The organism is Streptomyces roseofulvus (assembly GCF_039534915.1).
Classification (GTDB): domain Bacteria; phylum Actinomycetota; class Actinomycetes; order Streptomycetales; family Streptomycetaceae; genus Streptomyces; species Streptomyces roseofulvus.
In genome coordinates this window covers 3,401,206-3,417,933 of sequence record NZ_BAAAWE010000001.1, presented here as the reverse complement: position 1 = coordinate 3,417,933, position 16,728 = coordinate 3,401,206, and the positions used below count along the sequence as shown (strand labels likewise).

The 16,728-nt window shown below is 73.1% G+C and carries 17 protein-coding genes; 11 read left to right on the top strand and 6 right to left on the bottom strand.

Features of this window, described 5'->3' with window-relative positions; translation table 11 throughout:
* Positions 1-2 precede the first annotated feature (2 nt).
* Positions 3-563 carry a nitroreductase family protein gene (locus tag ABFY03_RS15610; protein WP_346170150.1) on the bottom strand — a complete coding sequence of 187 codons (561 nt, stop codon included), beginning with the start codon at positions 561-563 and terminating at the stop codon, positions 3-5.
* A 44-nt stretch (positions 564-607) separates the two neighbouring features.
* Positions 608-1,081, bottom strand: coding sequence for an ATP-binding protein (locus tag ABFY03_RS15605; protein WP_346170149.1), 474 nt, complete (start codon positions 1,079-1,081; stop codon positions 608-610).
* A gap of 103 nt (positions 1,082-1,184) precedes the next feature.
* Here ABFY03_RS15605 and ABFY03_RS15600 point away from each other — a divergent pair, with 103 nt between their 5' ends.
* The 3 genes from ABFY03_RS15600 to ABFY03_RS15590 all read left to right on the top strand — a co-directional run bounded on the left by ABFY03_RS15600 (position 1,185) and on the right by ABFY03_RS15590 (position 2,795).
* Positions 1,185-2,012, top strand: a complete 828-nt coding sequence (locus tag ABFY03_RS15600) for a helix-turn-helix domain-containing protein (protein WP_346170148.1) — start codon at positions 1,185-1,187, stop codon at positions 2,010-2,012.
* The gene (locus tag ABFY03_RS15595) at positions 2,009-2,197 is read left to right on the top strand and encodes a DUF397 domain-containing protein (RefSeq protein WP_346170147.1); all 189 of its coding nucleotides are present in this window, start codon (positions 2,009-2,011) and stop codon (positions 2,195-2,197) included. Before ABFY03_RS15600 ends, ABFY03_RS15595 begins: the two co-directional genes overlap by 4 nt.
* Before the next feature lie 118 nt (positions 2,198-2,315).
* Entirely contained in the window at positions 2,316-2,795 is a 480-nt protein-coding gene (locus ABFY03_RS15590) for a nuclear transport factor 2 family protein (RefSeq protein ID WP_319007620.1), read from the top strand.
* Here the strand turns inward: ABFY03_RS15590 and ABFY03_RS15585 are convergent.
* Positions 2,785-4,299, bottom strand: coding sequence for an MFS transporter (locus tag ABFY03_RS15585; RefSeq protein WP_319007621.1), 1,515 nt, complete (start codon positions 4,297-4,299; stop codon positions 2,785-2,787). The two genes, ABFY03_RS15590 and ABFY03_RS15585, sit on opposite strands and share 11 nt — an antisense overlap.
* Positions 4,300-4,497: 198 nt before the next feature.
* Between ABFY03_RS15585 and ABFY03_RS15580 the strand changes: the two genes are divergently transcribed.
* Together ABFY03_RS15580 and ABFY03_RS15575 are read left to right on the top strand one after the other, a co-directional pair.
* Positions 4,498-5,286, top strand: a complete 789-nt coding sequence (locus ABFY03_RS15580; protein ID WP_319007622.1) for an ABC transporter ATP-binding protein — start codon at positions 4,498-4,500, stop codon at positions 5,284-5,286.
* Positions 5,283-7,856 carry an ABC transporter permease gene (locus ABFY03_RS15575; protein WP_346170146.1) on the top strand — a complete coding sequence of 858 codons (2,574 nt, stop codon included), beginning with the start codon at positions 5,283-5,285 and terminating at the stop codon, positions 7,854-7,856. The genes ABFY03_RS15580 and ABFY03_RS15575 overlap by 4 nt, the downstream gene beginning before the upstream one ends.
* Before the next feature lie 66 nt (positions 7,857-7,922).
* On the opposite strand, the gene ABFY03_RS15570 is transcribed toward ABFY03_RS15575, so the two are convergent.
* Entirely contained in the window at positions 7,923-8,297 is a 375-nt protein-coding gene (locus tag ABFY03_RS15570; protein ID WP_346170145.1) for a type II toxin-antitoxin system VapC family toxin, read from the bottom strand.
* Positions 8,294-8,563 carry a type II toxin-antitoxin system Phd/YefM family antitoxin gene (locus ABFY03_RS15565; protein WP_346170144.1) on the bottom strand — a complete coding sequence of 90 codons (270 nt, stop codon included), beginning with the start codon at positions 8,561-8,563 and terminating at the stop codon, positions 8,294-8,296. The genes ABFY03_RS15570 and ABFY03_RS15565 overlap by 4 nt, the downstream gene beginning before the upstream one ends.
* 247 nt (positions 8,564-8,810) lie before the next feature.
* Here ABFY03_RS15565 and mfd point away from each other — a divergent pair, with 247 nt between their 5' ends.
* Entirely contained in the window at positions 8,811-12,338 is a 3,528-nt protein-coding gene (gene mfd / locus ABFY03_RS15560; RefSeq protein ID WP_346170143.1) for a transcription-repair coupling factor, read from the top strand.
* 1 nt (position 12,339) lies between these two features.
* On the opposite strand, the gene ABFY03_RS15555 is transcribed toward mfd, so the two are convergent.
* Positions 12,340-12,933 carry a TetR/AcrR family transcriptional regulator gene (locus tag ABFY03_RS15555; protein ID WP_319007627.1) on the bottom strand — a complete coding sequence of 198 codons (594 nt, stop codon included), beginning with the start codon at positions 12,931-12,933 and terminating at the stop codon, positions 12,340-12,342.
* Positions 12,934-13,032: 99 nt separating this feature from the next.
* Between ABFY03_RS15555 and ABFY03_RS15550 the strand changes: the two genes are divergently transcribed.
* The 5 genes from ABFY03_RS15550 to ABFY03_RS15530 all read left to right on the top strand — a co-directional run bounded on the left by ABFY03_RS15550 (position 13,033) and on the right by ABFY03_RS15530 (position 16,579).
* A complete protein-coding gene (locus tag ABFY03_RS15550) occupies positions 13,033-13,881 on the top strand; it encodes an SCO6745 family protein (RefSeq protein WP_319007628.1) in 849 nt (282 codons plus the stop codon).
* A gap of 45 nt (positions 13,882-13,926) precedes the next feature.
* Positions 13,927-14,688, top strand: coding sequence for an HNH endonuclease family protein (locus ABFY03_RS15545; RefSeq protein ID WP_346172255.1), 762 nt, complete (start codon positions 13,927-13,929; stop codon positions 14,686-14,688).
* A gap of 55 nt (positions 14,689-14,743) precedes the next feature.
* Positions 14,744-15,499: an N-acetyltransferase gene (locus tag ABFY03_RS15540; RefSeq protein WP_319007629.1), complete on the top strand. Its 756-nt coding sequence runs from the start codon at positions 14,744-14,746 to the stop codon at positions 15,497-15,499.
* A 127-nt stretch (positions 15,500-15,626) separates the two neighbouring features.
* The gene (locus ABFY03_RS15535) at positions 15,627-15,968 is read left to right on the top strand and encodes a hypothetical protein (protein WP_319007630.1); all 342 of its coding nucleotides are present in this window, start codon (positions 15,627-15,629) and stop codon (positions 15,966-15,968) included.
* Positions 15,965-16,579, top strand: a complete 615-nt coding sequence (locus tag ABFY03_RS15530; protein WP_319007631.1) for a type 1 periplasmic-binding domain-containing protein — start codon at positions 15,965-15,967, stop codon at positions 16,577-16,579. The genes ABFY03_RS15535 and ABFY03_RS15530 overlap by 4 nt, the downstream gene beginning before the upstream one ends.
* Positions 16,580-16,728 lie beyond the last annotated feature (149 nt).

Sequence of the window (16,728 nt, the reverse complement as noted above, 5' to 3'; positions counted from 1 at the left end):
CGCTACTCCGCCTCCGTCCACGGCGCCGCCAGCAGGTCGGCGACGCTGCGGCGGAGGCGGCCGGCCGGCGCCTCCCCGGCCGCCTTTCCCACGGCCACCATCGAGACGATCGCCCAGCCGGGGGACGGGTCCAGTTCCTTGGTGAGGGCGTCCAGGTCGAAGGCGCGGAACTGGTGGGCGGAGAGGCCCATCGCCTGCGCCTGCACCGTCATGTGGGCGATGGCCTGGCCGAGGTCGTAGTCGGCGAACTCGGAGTACTGGATCTCCGGGTCTCCGACGTACCGGCGCGTGAGCGTGACCACCAGCAGTCCCGCGTCCGTTGCCCAGCGCGCCGAGCTGGGCGCCAGGTGGGGGACGAGCCGCGCGTGGTCCGGCTCCCCGGGCCGGGCCGTGAAGAAGCCCCACGGCTGGGAGTTGCCGGCGGACGGCGCCCAGCGGGCGGCCTCCAGGAGCAGCCCCAGCGTCCGGTCGTCGACGGCGGCCGACGGGTCGAAGCGGGAAGGGCTGAACCGGCCGGCCAGCAGGGGGTGGAGCGAGTCGGGGCTCTCCGGGGCGGGTCGCATGTCCGGGCCAACCGGCCGCCGTACGGGGCTATTCCGCCCCGCCTTCAGGCGAGCGCGCACTCCGCCCACACCGTCTTCCCCGGCGCGCCGGGCCGGGGATGCCACCCCCACCGCTGGGCGAGCCCGGCGACGAGCAGCAACCCGCGCCCGCCGTCGCCGAGTTCGGCTTCCTCCGGGCGGTGGGGTACGCGCTCGGCACGGGTGTCGCTCACCTCGACCCGCGCGACCGGCCGGGGCGCCTCCGTGACGCGGAGCGAGAGGTGGAAGTCCCGCCCCGGCACCCGCCCGTGCCGCACCGCGTTCGTCGCCAGCTCGGCCGCGACCAGGACGACGCCGTCGTGCGCCTCGGTCCCGTATGGCACGCCCCACTCGTCCAGCCGGACGGCCACCAGTCGCCGCGCGAGCCGCGCGCCCCGGGGAGTGGACGTGAACCGCATGGCGAAGGCACGGGAGCCCAAGTAAGGGGAGAGGGAAGTGAGTTGGGCGTTGCCGGTGGGGCTGTCGATGTTGCTCGTCATGCCCTCCACGCTCCTCTTGGTGGCGTAGCGTGACCAGTGGTGACGCACTGACGCGATGCGGTTGTACGTGGGGTGTCGGTGCCGGTACGAGGGGCAGGGCGCGATGACGGAAGAACTGGCAACGGCCGACAAGTCCGCTCAAGGTGTGGTGGCGGCGTTCGGGCAGAGCCTGAAGACGTTGAGGGTGCGGGCGAAGATGGAGCGGGAGGAGCTGGGCAAGCGGCTGGGCTACTCGGCGTCGTCCATCGCGTCCTTCGAGCAAGGGAGAAGGATCCCGCCGCCGAGGGCGATCGACCGCTCGGACGACGTACTGGACGCGGGCGGGCTGCTGAAGGTCTGGAAGGAGCAGCTGGAGCGGGCGCAGTACCCGGTGTTCTTCCAAGGGATGGCGCAACTGGAGAAGCAGGCGATCGAGCTGCTGGCGTACGACACCCTGGTGGTTAACGGTCTGCTGCAGACCGAGGAGTACATGCGGGCGCTGGTGGGCAATCGCCGCCCGCCGGTCGACGTGGAGATGATCGAGCAGCGTGTGACCGCCCGCCTCGCCCGGCAGGACATCTTCGACCGGCACCCCGCGCCCTTCCTCAGCTTCGTCATGTGCGAATCGGTGCTTCGACGGAAGGTCGGTGGCGGAGGGGTGCTGCGCGGGCAGCTGGAGCACCTTCTCCTCATCGGACAGCGGAGGAACGTCGAACTCCAGGTCATGCCACTCGACTGCGTGGACAACGCGGGCCTGGAAGGGCCGTTCACCGTCGTCACCCGCAAGGACGGCAAGAGGTTCGTCTACGCCGAAGTCCAGGGCAACAGCTCCCTGGAGACCGACCCCGAGCAGGCCGTTCTCGCTGCGGCCCTCTATGGGATCATCCGGTCGCAGGCTCTCAGCCCGCGAGAGTCGCTGGAGTTTGTCGAGAAGTTGCTAGGAGAGCTATGAACAGCACGGAATCTCTCGCCTGGTTCAAGAGCAGCTACAGCGGTGGCGACGGCGGCCAGTGCGTCGAGGTCGCCGCAGGTGCGGGCGCCGTGCACGTCCGTGACTCCAAGGACGTGGCCCGGCCGGCCCTGCGCGTCTCGCGCGACGCGTGGGCCGGGTTCCTCGGGCTCACCTCGGCGGAGTAGTACAGCCGCCGCTTGTACGTACCGGAGCCCTGCCTGTCCGCGCCGGACGGGCAGGGCCCCCGTGTCCTCTGCGAGAGGCGCTTGACCTCAAGTGGACTTGAGGGACGAGAGTTTCCGCATGGACACCGAAGAGATGCGGCGACAGCTGCGGGCCCTGACCGACCGTGCCGAGATCACCGACCTGATGGGCCGCTATCTGCGGTCCCTGGACGCGGGCGTCTTCGACGAGGCGTGGGCCGACGCGTTTCACACCGAGGACGTCACCGCCGAGATGCCCATCGGCGCGGTGCGCGGACGGGACGCCCTCCTGGCTCATGTCCGGCAGGCCATGGCGCTGTTCGACCGGACCGTGCACATGGGCACCGACCTCGTCGTCGAGGTCGACGGCGACCGGGCCACCGCGCGCGGCGCGCAGCTGAGCACGCACGTCCTGGCGGACGGGTCGGGCGGTCTGTTCGTCTCCGCCGGGCACGTCGACAACCACCTGGTCCGGACGGCCGACGGGTGGCGGATCGCCGCCTCGGCGCTGCGGGTGGTGTGGACCCGGGGCACCCCGCCCCGGCTGCCGGACGGCTTCGTCCCCGCCCTCACGGCCTGAGGTCGCCCGTGCCCTCCTTCAGGACCGGGAAGCGGCGCGGCGCCAGGACCAGGAGGGCCAGCAGGGCGAGGGCCGCCGCGCCCGCCGCGCCGAGGTAGACCATGTCGACGGCGGCGTCGACAGCCCGGCGGACGGCCTCCGTGGTGTGGAGTGAGCCGGCCAGGGAGTCGAGGTCCGTGTCGGCGCCGAGGCGGGCGGCGAGGACGCCGTTCGCGACCGCGCCGAACGCCGCCGCGCCGAGGCTCTGGCCGACCTGCCGGCAGAACAGCACGGACGCGGTGGTGGTGCCCCGCTCCTCGTACGGGACGGTGGACTGCACGCCGACGATCAGCGGCAGCTGGAAGAAGCCGAGGCAGCCGCCGAGCACCAGCATCAGGAGGGCCGGCTGCCACGCCTCGCCCGGGTAGGGGAGGAACGGGAAGGCGAGCAGGCAGGCCAGGGCGCCCGAGATGCCGAGGACGGCGGTCAGCCGGAAGCCGATGCGGGTGTAGACGCGGTTGGAGAAGGCGGCCGTGATCGGCCAGCTCAGCGTCCACGCGGAGAGGACGAAGCCCGCGGCGACGGTGCCGAGGCCGAGCACCGACTGCGCGTAGGTCGGCAGGAAGACGGTCGGGGCGACCATCAGCAGGCCGAGCGCGCCGAGCGCCACGTTGACGGCGGCGATCGTGCGGCGCCGCCACACCCAGCCGGGGATGATCGGCTCCGCCGCCCTGCGCTCGACGACCACCGTGACGGCGGCGGAGAGCGCCGCGCCGCCCAGCAGCGCCAGGGACGGCGCCGACAGCCAGGGCCAGGCGACGCCGCCCTGCACCAGGGCGGTCAGCAGCAGCACGCCGGTCGCGAAGACGCCGAGCGCGCCCGGCCAGTCGACGCGGACCGGGACGGTGCGGGGGGCCCTTGCGGGTTCCCTGAGGTGGCGGAGGATCAGCCAGAGGGCGAGCCCGCCGACCGGCAGGTTGACGAGGAAGATCCAGCGCCAGTCCGCGTACCCGGCGAGGAGGCCGCCGGCCGCGGGGCCCGCGACGGCGGCGGTGGCCCAGACCGAGGAGAGCTTCGCCTGGATCCTGGGGCGTTCGTCGAGCGGGTACAGGTCGGCGGCGATGGTCTGGACGGTGCCCTGGAGGGCGCCGCCGCCGAGGCCCTGGACGACGCGGAAGGCGATCAGGGCGGCCATGTTCCAGGCGGCGGCGCAGAGCAGCGAGCCGACGAGGAAGAGGACCGTGCCGGCGACGAGGACGGGCTTGCGGCCGAAGGTGTCGCTGAGCTTGCCGTAGACGGGGAGGGTGACGGTGACGGCGAGGAGGTAGCCGGAGAAGAGCCAGGAGAAGACGGAGAGCCCGCCGAGGTCGCCGACGATCTGCGGGACGGCGGTGGCGACGATCGTGCCGTCGAGGGCGGCGAGCGCCATGCAGAGCATGAGCGCCGCGACGACGGCGCCGCGCCGGCGGTCCGCGGGCGGCTTCTCCCGGCCGGTCCGTCTCGGGGCCGTTCTCCCGTCTGTCACCACGCGACGCTTCCTTTCTTCGTACACCTAAATGTGCGCGGACAGGGTCTCACTCCGACCAGGGGCCGAGGAACCCCTAGGGGGACCTCCCTCATACGGGCCAGGGAACGGTCGTTCCGGCGGAGGACGAGAACCGGCCGGGTCCGTTCTTAGCTTGTTCTTACAAGCCACTCGCACCCGATTCCCTAGGAGAAGACCGTGACCACGGCTGTGACCACCCCCAGGCACGGGGGAACCGGAGGACTTACGGCCGTCGCCGCGCGGGCGCGACAGGTCGTCAAGGCGTACGGTTCCGGGGAGACCCGGGTCCTCGCGCTGGACCACGTCGACGTGGATATCGCCCGCGGCCGGTTCACCGCGATCATGGGGCCCTCGGGGTCCGGCAAGTCGACCCTGATGCACTGCCTCGCCGGGCTCGACACCGTCACCGGCGGGCAGATCTTCCTCGACGAGACCGAGATCACCGGGCTCAAGGACAAGAAGCTCACCCAGCTGCGGCGGGACCGGATCGGCTTCATCTTCCAGGCGTTCAACCTGCTGCCGACGCTGAGCGCCCTGGAGAACATCACGCTGCCGATGGACATCGCCGGCCGCAGGCCGGACCGGGAGTGGCTGGACCGGGTCGTGGACACGGTCGGGCTCGCCGGCCGGCTGAAGCACCGGCCGACGGAGCTCTCCGGCGGCCAGCAGCAGCGCGTCGCCGTCGCGCGGGCGCTCGCCGCCAAGCCGGAGATCATCTTCGGGGACGAACCGACCGGAAACCTCGACTCCCGGGCCGGCGCCGAGGTCCTCGGCTTCCTGCGGCAGTCGGTGGACGAGCTGGGGCAGACGATCGTCATGGTCACCCACGACCCGGTCGCCGCCTCCTACGCGGACCGGGTGCTCTACCTGGCGGACGGGCGGATCGTGGACGAGATGGAGCGGCCGACCGCCGACGCCGTCCTCGACCGTATGAAGGACTTCGACGCGCGCGGGCGGACGTCGTGACCGTCTTCCGCACCTCGCTGAGAAACCTCCTCGCGCACAAGGGCCGGATGGCGCTCTCAGCCGTCGCCGTGCTCCTCTCGGTCGCGTTCGTGTCCGGCACGCTGGTCTTCACCGACACGATGAACACGACCTTCGACAAGCTCTTCGCCGTCACCGCCTCCGACGTGACGGTCTCCCCGAAGGGGGCCGACCCGTCGGACGAGTCCCCGGACACCGGCCGCCCCGAGTCCTTCCCCGCCTCGGTCGTGGCCGAGGTGCGGAAGGCGAAGGGCGTCGCCGAGGCGCAGGGCTCGGTCACCTCGCTGGGCGTCACCGTCGTCGACGCCGGGAACAAGAACGTCGGGCCGACCAGCGGCGCGCCGACGATCGCCGCCAACTGGAGCCCGTACGAGCTCCGTTCGGTCGAGATCGCCGAGGGCCGCGAGCCGCGCGGGCCGACCGACGTGGTCGTGGACCGGGGCACCGCCGACAAGCACGGCCTGAAGCTCGGCGCCACCCTCCGCACGATCTCCGCCGCCGGTGACTTCACCGCGAAGGTCTCCGGCATCGTCGAGTTCAAGGTCACCAACCCGGGCGCCACCGTCGTCTACTTCGACACCGCCACCGCGCAGCGGCAACTGCTCGGCAAGGAGGGCCTGTTCACGCAGGTGATGGTGGAGGGGAAGCCGGGCGTCGCCGACGAGACGCTGAAGGCGGACGTCGCCGCCGCGCTCGGGGGCGGCTACACGCTGCAGACCGCCGCCGAGGCGGCCGACGCGGGCCGGGAGGACGTGGCCGGCTTCCTCGACGTCATGAAGTACGCGATGCTCGGCTTCGCCGGGATCGCCTTCCTCGTCGGCGTCTTCCTCATCGTCAACACCTTCTCGATGCTGGTCGCCCAGCGCACCCGCGAGATCGGCCTGCTGCGGGCCATCGGCGCCGGCCGCAGGCAGATCAACCGGTCGGTGCTGGTCGAGGCGGTCATGCTCGGCGTGATCGGCTCCGTCGCCGGTGTCGCCGCCGGCGTCGGCCTCGCCGTCGGCCTGATGGAGCTCATGTCCACCATGGGCATGGAGCTGTCCACCCGCGACCTCACCGTCGCCTGGACGACCCCCGTCGTCGGCCTCGCCCTCGGCGTCCTCGTCACCGTCCTCTCCGCCTACGTCCCGGCCCGCCGGGCCGGCAAGGTCTCCCCGATGGCCGCCCTGCGCGACGCGGGCACCCCCGCCGACGGGCGGGCCGGCCGGCTCCGCGGCGCCCTCGGCCTGCTGCTGACGCTCGCCGGCGGCGGCGCGCTGTGGGCCGCGACTCAGGCCGAGAAGGCCGGTACGGGGTCCCTGTGGCTCGGCGTCGGGATCGTGCTGTCGCTGCTCGGCTTCGTCGTCGTCGGCCCGGTCCTCGCGGGCGGGGTCGTCCGGGTGCTCGGCGCGGTCGTCCTGCGGGTCTTCGGACCGGTCGGCCGGATGGCCGAGCGGAACGCGCTCCGCAACCCGCGCCGGACCGGCGCGACCGGCGCGGCCCTGATGATCGGCCTGGCGCTGGTCGCCTGCCTCTCGGTCGTCGGCTCCTCCATGGTCGCCTCGGCCACCGAGGAGCTGGACCGGTCCGTCGGCGCCGACTACATCGTGCAGCACCCGATGGGCGCGCCGATCGTGCCGCAGGCGCAGGCCGCGGTGGAGAAGGTGGCGGGCCTGGACCACGTCACCGAGTACCGGCCCGTCGACGTGCGCATCACGGACCCGGCGGGCAAGGTCTCCCGGGAGCGGCTGGCCGCGACCGAGCCGGAGTACCCGCGGGACCTGAAGCGCGAGGTCGCCTCCGGTGACCTGGCGGCCGCCTTCGGGCCGGGCGCGATGTCCGTCGGCAGCGACTACGCGACGGCGCACGGCGTGAAGGTCGGCGACACCCTCTCCGTCGCCTTCGCGCACGGCTCGACGGCCAGGCTGAAGGTCGTGGCGATCACGGTCGACAGCGGGAACGTCGACAACGGCGCCCTGTACACGAACGTCACCACCGCCCGGGCGCACGTGCCGGCCGAGCGGATGCCGGCCCCGGTGCTGCTCCTCGCGAGCGCCCGGGACGGGCAGGAGGAGGCGGCGTACGCGTCGCTGAAGACGGCGCTCGCGGAGTACCCCCAGTACAAGGTCGCCGACCAGGCCGACTACAAGGAGTCCCTGCAGAAGCAGGTGGGCCAGCTCCTGAACATCGTCTACGGCCTGCTGGCGCTGGCGATCGTCGTCGCGATCCTCGGCGTGGTGAACACCCTGGCCCTGTCGGTGGTGGAGCGCACCCGCGAGATCGGCCTCATGCGGGCCATCGGTCTCTCGCGCCGCCAGCTGCGGAGGATGATCCGCCTGGAGTCGGTGGTGATCGCGCTCTTCGGCGCCCTGCTCGGACTCGGCCTGGGCATGGGCTGGGGCACGGCGGCCCAGCAGCTCCTCGCCCTGGAGGGCTTCGGCGTCCTGGAGATCCCCTGGCCGACGATCGCCACGGTCTTCGTCGGCTCGGCCTTCGTGGGCCTCTTCGCGGCCCTGGTCCCGGCCTTCCGCGCGGGCCGGATGAACGTCCTGAACGCGATCGCGAGCGACTAACGGCGGACGCGGCGGTACGCGTACGGCCCCGGTGCGGCATCCCGCACCGGGGCCGTACGACTGCCCTCAGACGGACAGCACCGGCACGTCGTAGAGCGGGATGTTCTTGTCCCGGGTGACGAGCGTCAGCCCTTCGGCCCGCGCCTGGGCGACCAGGATGCGGTCGAAGGGGTCGCGGTGGTGGTGGGGGAGCCGGGCGGCGGCGATGCCGTGCTGCCCGGTCACGGGCAGGTTCCTGAGCTGGGAGTTCGCCGCCCGCTCCGGCAGGTCGGCGGGGCCTTCGAGCTTGCCCAGCGCCTGCTTGATGGCGATCTCCCAGGGGGTGACCGCGCTGAGGTGGGCGTGTTCCTCGGTGTCGAGGAGATCCTTGATCTCGTCGGTCAGCTGCGGGGAGTCCAGCAGCCACCAGAGGGCGACGTGCGTGTCGACGAGCAGCTTCACTCGGAGTCGTCCTCCGTGCCGTCGAGTCCGAACGCCTCGGCGAAGCCGGGGTCATCGGAGAGGTCGTCGAAGTCGTCGTGGAAGACGACGGGCTCGGTGAGGGAGCCCCGCGCGGTGCGCCGGACCTTCCCTCGGAGGGGGACCACCTTCGCGACCGGCTCCCCGGCCTTGCTGATGATCACCTCCTCGCCGGTGGCGACCGCCTCCAGGATCTTGGAGAAGTGGGTCTTCGCGTCGTGGACGTTGTACTGCCGGGCTGCTTCCATCGCGGCCTCTCACAGTTAGGTGGACTAAGCGTCGGACTAAGGGTATCGGGGTCGCCCGATCGGCCGCCGCTTCCCTCACCGTCCGGAGTGACGCCATCACTCCGGACGGTGAGGGCCGTCCCCCGCGCCGGTGTCGGCCCGGCGTCGTAGGGTGGGAGGCCCCGGCCCGTACGACGTGTCGGGCCGTTCGCGTTGTCCGCTTTGCCCGCTTGTCCGTTCGCTCTCGTACGTATCGGGATGGAAATCCATGAGCCTGCACGGTCTGCTCGACCTCGTCGTCAAGGACGCGGCCCTTGAGGAGGCGATGACGGCCGCTTTCGACGGGAACCGTCCGCACGTGGACCTGGTCGGGCCGGCCGCCGCCCGGCCCTTCGCCGTGGCCGCGCTGGCCCGGGACTCGGGGCGGACGGTGCTCGCGGTGACGGCGACCGGCCGGGAGGCCGAGGACCTGGCGGCCGCGCTGCGGTCGCTGCTCGACCCGGACACCGTCGTCGAGTACCCGTCCTGGGAGACGCTGCCGCACGAACGGCTCTCGCCCCGCTCGGACACCGTCGGCCGCCGCCTCGCGGTGTTGCGCCGGCTCGCCCACCCCAGCCCGGACGACCCGGCCGCGGGGCCCCTCTCCGTGGTCGTCGCGCCCGTCCGGTCCGTCCTCCAGCCGCAGGTGAAGGGGCTCGGGGACCTGGAGCCGGTGGCACTGAGGACCGGGCAGACGGCGGATCTGAACGACGTCGTCGAGGGGCTCGCGGCCGCCGCGTACGCGCGCGTGGAGCTGGTCGAGAAGCGCGGCGAGTTCGCCGTCCGCGGCGGCATCCTGGACGTCTTCCCGCCGACCGAGGAGCACCCGCTCCGGATCGAGTTCTGGGGCGACGACGTCGAGGAGATCCGTTACTTCAAGGTCGCCGACCAACGCTCCCTGGAGGTCGCCGAGCACGGCCTGTGGGCGCCGCCCTGCCGTGAGCTGCTGCTGACGGACGAGGTGCGGAGGAGGGCCGCGGCCCTCGCCGAGGAGCACCCCGAGCTCGGCGAGATGCTCGACAAGATCGCCGAGGGCATCGCGGTGGAGGGCATGGAGTCCCTGGCGCCGGTCCTCGTCGACGACATGGAGCTGCTGCTCGACGTCCTGCCCACCGGGTCGATGGCGGTCGTCTGCGATCCGGAGCGGGTCAGGACCCGGGCCGCGGACCTCGTCGCCACCAGCCAGGAGTTCCTCCAGGCGTCGTGGGCGGCGACGGCCGGCGGCGGCGAGGCGCCGATCGACGTCGGCGCGGCCTCCCTGTGGGGGATCGCGGACGTCCGGGACCGGGCGCGGGAGCTGGGGATGATGTGGTGGTCGGTGTCGCCGTTCGCGGCGGACGCCGAGGCCGACGGCGACACCCTCACGCTGGGCATGCGGGCCCCGGAGGCGTACCGCGGCGACACCGCCCGCGCGCTCGCCGACACCAAGGGCTGGCTGGCCGACGGCTGGCGGACGGTGTACGTCACGGAGGCCCACGGTCCGGCGTCCCGCACCGTCGAGGTGCTGGGTGGCGAGGGCGTCCCGGCCCGGCTGACGGGCGACCTGACGGACGTGGACCCGGCCGTCGTGCACGTGGCCTGCGGCTCGATCGACTTCGGCTTCGTCGACCCGGCGCTGAAGCTCGCCGTGCTGACCGAGACCGACCTGTCCGGCCAGAAGGCGGCCGGCAAGGACGGCCGGCGGATGCCGGCCAAGCGCCGCAAGACCATCGACCCGCTGACCCTGGAGGTCGGCGACTACATCGTGCACGAGCAGCACGGCGTGGGCCGCTACCTGGAGATGGTGCAGCGCACGGTGCAGGGCGCGACCCGCGAGTACCTGCTCGTCGAGTACGCCCCCGCCAAGCGCGGCCAGCCCGGCGACCGGCTCTACATCCCGACGGACCAGCTGGAGCAGGTCACCAAGTACGTCGGCGGCGAGGCGCCCACCCTGCACCGGCTCGGCGGCGCGGACTGGACGAAGACCAAGCAGCGGGCGAAGAAGGCGGTCAAGGAGATCGCCGCCGACCTGATCAAGCTGTACAGCGCCCGGATGGCGGCCCCCGGCCACGCCTTCGGCCCCGACACCCCGTGGCAGCGGGAGCTGGAGGACGCCTTCCCGTACGCGGAGACGCCCGACCAGCTGTCGACGATCGCCGAGGTGAAGGAGGACATGGAGAAGACGGTCCCGATGGACCGGCTGATCTGCGGCGACGTCGGCTACGGCAAGACGGAGATCGCGGTGCGGGCCGCGTTCAAGGCGGTGCAGGACGGCAAGCAGGTCGCGGTCCTGGTGCCGACGACCCTCCTCGTCCAGCAGCACTACGGCACCTTCTCCGAGCGGTACGGGCAGTTCCCGGTCAACGTCCGCGCGCTCTCCCGGTTCCAGACGGACACGGAGGCCAAGGCGACCCTGGAGGGGCTGAAGGACGGTTCGGTGGACGTCGTCATCGGCACCCACCGGCTCTTCGCCTCCGAGACCAAGTTCAAGGACCTGGGCCTGGTCATCGTCGACGAGGAGCAGCGCTTCGGCGTCGAGCACAAGGAGCAGCTGAAGAAGCTCCGGGCCAACGTCGACGTCCTCACCATGTCGGCGACGCCGATCCCGCGGACGCTGGAGATGGCGGTGACGGGCATCCGGGAGATGTCCACGATCACCACTCCGCCGGAGGAGCGGCACCCGGTCCTCACCTTCGTCGGCCCGTACGAGGAGAAGCAGATCGGCGCGGCGATCCGCCGCGAACTCCTCCGCGAGGGCCAGGTGTTCTACATCCACAACCGGGTGGACTCGATCGACCGGGCGGCGGCGCGGCTGCGCGAGATCGTCCCGGAGGCGCGGATCGCCACGGCCCACGGCCAGATGAGCGAGAGCGCCCTGGAGCAGGTCGTGGTCGACTTCTGGGAGAAGAAGTTCGACGTGCTGGTGTCGACGACGATCGTCGAGTCCGGCATCGACATCTCCAACGCGAACACGCTGATCGTGGAGCGCGGCGACAACTTCGGCCTCAGCCAGCTGCACCAGCTGCGCGGCCGGGTCGGCCGGGGCCGCGAGCGCGGCTACGCCTACTTCCTCTACCCGCCGGAGAAGCCGCTCACGGAGACCGCGCACGAGCGGCTCGCGACCATCGCCCAGCACACCGAGATGGGCGCGGGCATGTACGTGGCGATGAAGGACCTGGAGATCCGCGGCGCGGGCAACCTGCTCGGCGGCGAGCAGTCCGGTCACATCGCGGGCGTCGGCTTCGACCTGTACGTGCGGATGGTGGGCGAGGCCGTCGCCGACTACCGGGCCTCCCTGGAGGGCGGCGCGGAGGAGGAGGCGCCGCTGGAGGTCAAGATCGAGCTGCCGGTCGACGCGCACGTGCCGCACGACTACGCGCCCGGCGAGCGGCTGCGCCTCCAGGCCTACCGGGCGATCGCCTCGGCGAACTCGGAGGAGGACATCAAGGCCGTCCGGGAGGAGCTGACCGACCGCTACGGCAAGCTGCCGGAGCCGGTGGAGAACCTGCTCCTGGTGGCGGGGCTGCGGATGCTGGCGCGGTCCTGCGGGGTGGCGGAGATCGTCCTCCAGGGCCCGAACATCCGCTTCGCCCCGGTGGAGCTGCGGGAGTCGCAGGAGCTGCGGCTGAAGCGGCTCCACCCGAAGTCGGTGATCAAGCCGGCCGTCCACCAGATCCTGGTGCCGCGCCCGGCGACCCGTCCGATCGGCGGCAAGCCGCTGGTCGGGCGCGAACTGCTCGCCTGGACCGGGGAGTTCCTGACGACGATCCTCGACTGAGTCAGTCCGTGGGGCCGTCGGTCCCGGTCTCGCGGTCGCCGGTGAGGAAGCCGGTCAGGGAGGCGAAGTACTCCTCCGGGGGCAGGGCGCCCACGGCGTCGTCCACGTTGTGCGTGAGGTACAGGGTGGCGAAGCCGTGGGCGAGGGACCAGGCGGCGATGCCGGTGGCCCGGGCGTCCCGGCCGGCCGGGACGGTGACGCCGGCGCGGAGTTCGGCGCCGGCCCGCTCGCGGGCGGCGGTCAGGTCCGGGTCGTCCGCGCGCAGCAGCGCCGGGGCGAACATGACCTGGAAGTGGGCGGGGTGGTCCGCCGCGAAGCGGACGTAGCGCCGGCCCCGGTCCGCGAGCGAGGCGCCGCCGGCCAGTGCGTCCGCGAGCAGGCCGAAGCCCTGGGCGGCGATGGCGGTGAGGAGGCCGGTCCGGTCGCCGAAGTGGTGGGCGGGGGCGGCGTGCGAGACGCCGGCCCGGCGGGCCAGGTCGCGGAGGCTGAGGGCGCCGGGGCCGTCCGCCGCGATCACGTCCAGGGCCGCCGTCAGGACCGCCTGGCGCAGGTCGCCGTGGTGGTAGGTGCCGCGTTCCGTGCTCCGAGGTGTCATGGGCGCAGCCTAGCCCGTATCTAGTCATTGACAAGTTGCCCCGGCCGGGCGCAGTCTTGTCAGTGGCTAGATTCGCGCACCGTCGTCCCGGAGGTCCCCATGGACACCGCTCGCACCCGCCAGATGTGGCACCTGCTCGAACCGCTGCACGCCCTGCACTACTACGCCCCCGAGGCGTTCGAGGAGGCCGCCGCGCTCGGCTACGACACCGGCGAGCGCTGGCCCGCCTACTTCGCCTGGCGGGCCGCCCCGCTGGGGCCCGTCGGACCCGCCCGGGTCGCCTCGGCCTTCTACAGCTTCAGCCCGGCCATGGTCGCCCGGTACGTGCCCGCCGCCTGGGAGACCGCCACGCCCGGCGCGGTGCTCGCCGCGCGGCTGCGGGGCGTGGACCGGAGCTACCGGGGGCTGCTCGACGTGACCGGGCTCGACGAGGCCGCCGGGCTCGCCCGCCGCGCCGCCGAGGCCGCCGGCACCGCCGGGCGACCGCTCGCCGCCGCCCACGCCGAGCTGGACTGGGCCGACGCGCCGCACCTCGTGCTCTGGCAGGCCGCGACCCTGCTGCGCGAGCACCGGGGCGACGGGCACGTCGCCGCGCTGCTCGCGGCGGGGCTCGACCCGGTCGAGGCGCTGGTGTCCTTCGCCGCCGTCGGGGCCGCGCCCGAGAGCGTCTTCGCGAGCCGGGGCTGGAGCGAGGAGGAGTGGGCGGCCGCCCGCGAACGGCTCGCCGGGCGCGGCCTCGTGGACGCCGAGGGCACCGCCACCCCGGCCGGCCGGGAGCTGCGGGCCGAGGTCGAGCGGCGTACCGACGAACTCGCCGCCGCGCCCTGGGCCGCGCTCGGCCCGGACGCCACCGCCCGGCTCGCCGAACTCCTCGGCGGGCCCTGGCTCGCCGCGATCGGCTCGGGCCTGCTGCCCTCGGAGAACACGCTCGGGATCGGCAAGATCTGATGAAATGATCGCTATCGGCGCTTTCACGCCTAGGATTCCCGGGTGCTGATACGCCGAAAGCCCCACCGCGCCGCCGCTCCCGCCGCCGCCCTCGCCGGCCTCGTCCTGCTCTCCGGGTGCGCCCTGCCCGGCGACGGCGGCCAGGAGTCCTCCGGCGGGCCGGCGCCCGCCGGCCGGGTCGCCGGCCCCTTCCGGAACCCGGACGGCACGCGGCCGGGCCTCGCGCCGGTGACGGCGGAGGCCGAGCGCGCCCGGGCCCGCGCGCTGATCGAAGGGCTCGCCACCAAGGGGCGCGGACCGCGCACCGGGTACGCGCGGGACGCGTTCGGGCACGCCTGGATGGACAAGGCCGACGGCGTGCCGTTCGCCCGGAACGGCTGCGACACCCGCAACGACCTGCTCCGCCGCGACGGCCGCGACCTCCGCTTCCGGGACGGTTCGGACTGCGTGGTCGTGGCGATGACGCTGGACGACCCGTACACCGGCACCACCATCGACTGGCGCAAGCAGAAGGCCGCCGAGGTCCAGATCGACCACGTCGTCCCGCTCTCCTACGCCTGGCAGATGGGCGCCTCCCGCTGGTCCGACGCCAAGCGGCGGCGGCTCGCCAACGACCCGCTGAACCTGCTGCCGGTGCAGGGCCGCGCCAACTCCGCCAAGGGCGACTCCGGTCCGGCCTCCTGGCTGCCGCCGGCCAAGGGCATCCGCTGTGCCTACGCCGTCCGCTTCGCGCAGGTGGCGGAGAAGTACGAGCTGCCGGTGACCGCCCCGGACCGGACGGCGATGGCACGGCAGTGCGGCGGGTGAACCGCCAGTCCGATAATCGGTTGGCGTACCGTCAGGGCCCCTCTAGCCTGCGGGCATGGACCAGGAACTGACGATCACCACGCTCGCCGAGCGGCCCGAGCTCGAAGGGCCGATGTGGTCCATGAAGGACCTCTGGCCCGAGTTCATGATGTACGACCCGGTGGGCTGGTCCCACATGGGCCGGATCGTCCGCGAGTTCCCCGAGTACGTGCTCGTCGCCACCGACCCGGACGGCTCCGTCGTCGCCCGCGGCTTCAGCGTGCCCTTCCGGCTGCACGCGGACGGGCGGCGGACCCTGCCCGACCGGGGCTGGGACGAGGTGCTCCTGTGGGCCTTCTCCGACCTGCGGCACGGACACGCCCCGGACACGGTGAGCGCCATCGAGATCACCGTCGACACCGGCGCCCTGGGGCGCGGGATCTCACACCGGATGCTCGCCGCGATGCGGGAGAACGTGCGCCGGCGCGGCTTCTCCGAGCTGGTCGCGCCGGTCCGGCCCAACGGCAAGCACCTGGAGGCCGCCGCCTCCATCCACGAGTACGCCTTCCGCACCCGCGAGTCCGACGGGCTGCCGCACGACCCGTGGCTGCGCGTCCACGTCCGCGCGGGCGGCCGGATCGAGGCGGTCGCGCCCGCGTCCATGACGGTCTCCGGCTCCCTGGAGCAGTGGCGCGAGTGGACCGGGCTGCCCTTCGACACCGACGGCCCCGTGGAGGTCCCGGGCGCGCTGCTGCCCGTCCACTGCGAGGCCGCGCGCGGCTACGCGGTCTACGTCGAGCCCAACGTGTGGGTGCGGCACGCGGTGGCGTGACCGCCGGGGCGGAGCTCTGAGGAGCCCCGCGGGGTGATCTCCGGGGCGGGCGCTGTACCGTACGGCGTCCCCTGTCGTACGCGCGCGCAAAGCAGCGCGCGGCCGCGAGCCTGAGAGGTCCCGACCCGTGAACCAGCCCGTCGTCCTGGAGAAGGGCGCCGCCCCGCGCCGCGAGGGGCCGCCCCCGCTCGCCGCCCGGGCGGCGCTGGCCGCCGTGCCGGTGCTCAGCCTCGGCGTCCTCGGCTTCGTGCCCGCGCTGGCGCTCGCGCTGTACCGGGGGACCCGCGCCGAGTGGCTGGCCGCGCTCCTGTTCACGGCCGTCTCGGTCGGCTGGGGCTTCCAGATCGCGCTGACCCCCGTCGAGACCTCGGGCGGCGCCTTCCTCCTCGACCTGCTGCTGCTCACCCTCTCCACGGTGGGCGCGGCCGCGCACGTCCTGCTCGCGCGCGGGAAGGGACGGGCCGCGTGAAGACCAGGCGTACGTGGCGCACCCGCGCCCCCAAGGCGGAGACCCGCTCCACCACGCCCGACGTGCTCGCGGCGGCGGCCGGGATGCTGCGCGGCCGGGCCGGCTGGGCGGTCGGCTCGGTCCTCGTCGTGCTCCTCGGGCTGCTCGGGGCCCGGCTCGTCTCCGGCGCCGTCGGCGACGAGCGCGGCACGCCCCCGGACCCCCGGTCCCGTGCCTACGCGGACCGGGACGCCTGCCTCCTGACGGACGAGCGGGGCATCGTGTCGGGCGCTCCCGCCGCGCCCCTGTGGGAGGGCATGCAGCGCGCCTCCGCGGACGGGCGGGTGCGGGTGACGTACGTGCCGGTGATGGGGGAGCGGACGGTGGCGAACGCGCGCCCGTTCCTCAACGGGCTGGTGCAGCGCGACTGCGAGATCGTCGTGGCCTCGGGCCCGGCCCAGGTGACGGCGGCGACGGAGGCCGCGGCGAAGAACGGCGGCGTCCGGTTCGTCGTGGTCGACGAGGGCGCGGGTGCCGGTGAGGTGCCGGAGAACGTGACGCGGATCGCGGCCGGCGAGAAGGCCGGCGGCGAGGTCGAGGCGGTCGTGGCGCGACTGGCCGCGGAGAAGTGACCGTTCGGGGCGAAGGCGACGGAGGGGGCGGATCGGCCCTTTGCGGATGTTCCCCCTCCGGTTTCTAAAGGCAAAGTAAAAAAGGTACCCCTGGATCACACGCGTGATCGACCATCGGGAAGGCTCGCGAGGCTTTGTAAGCAACGCGT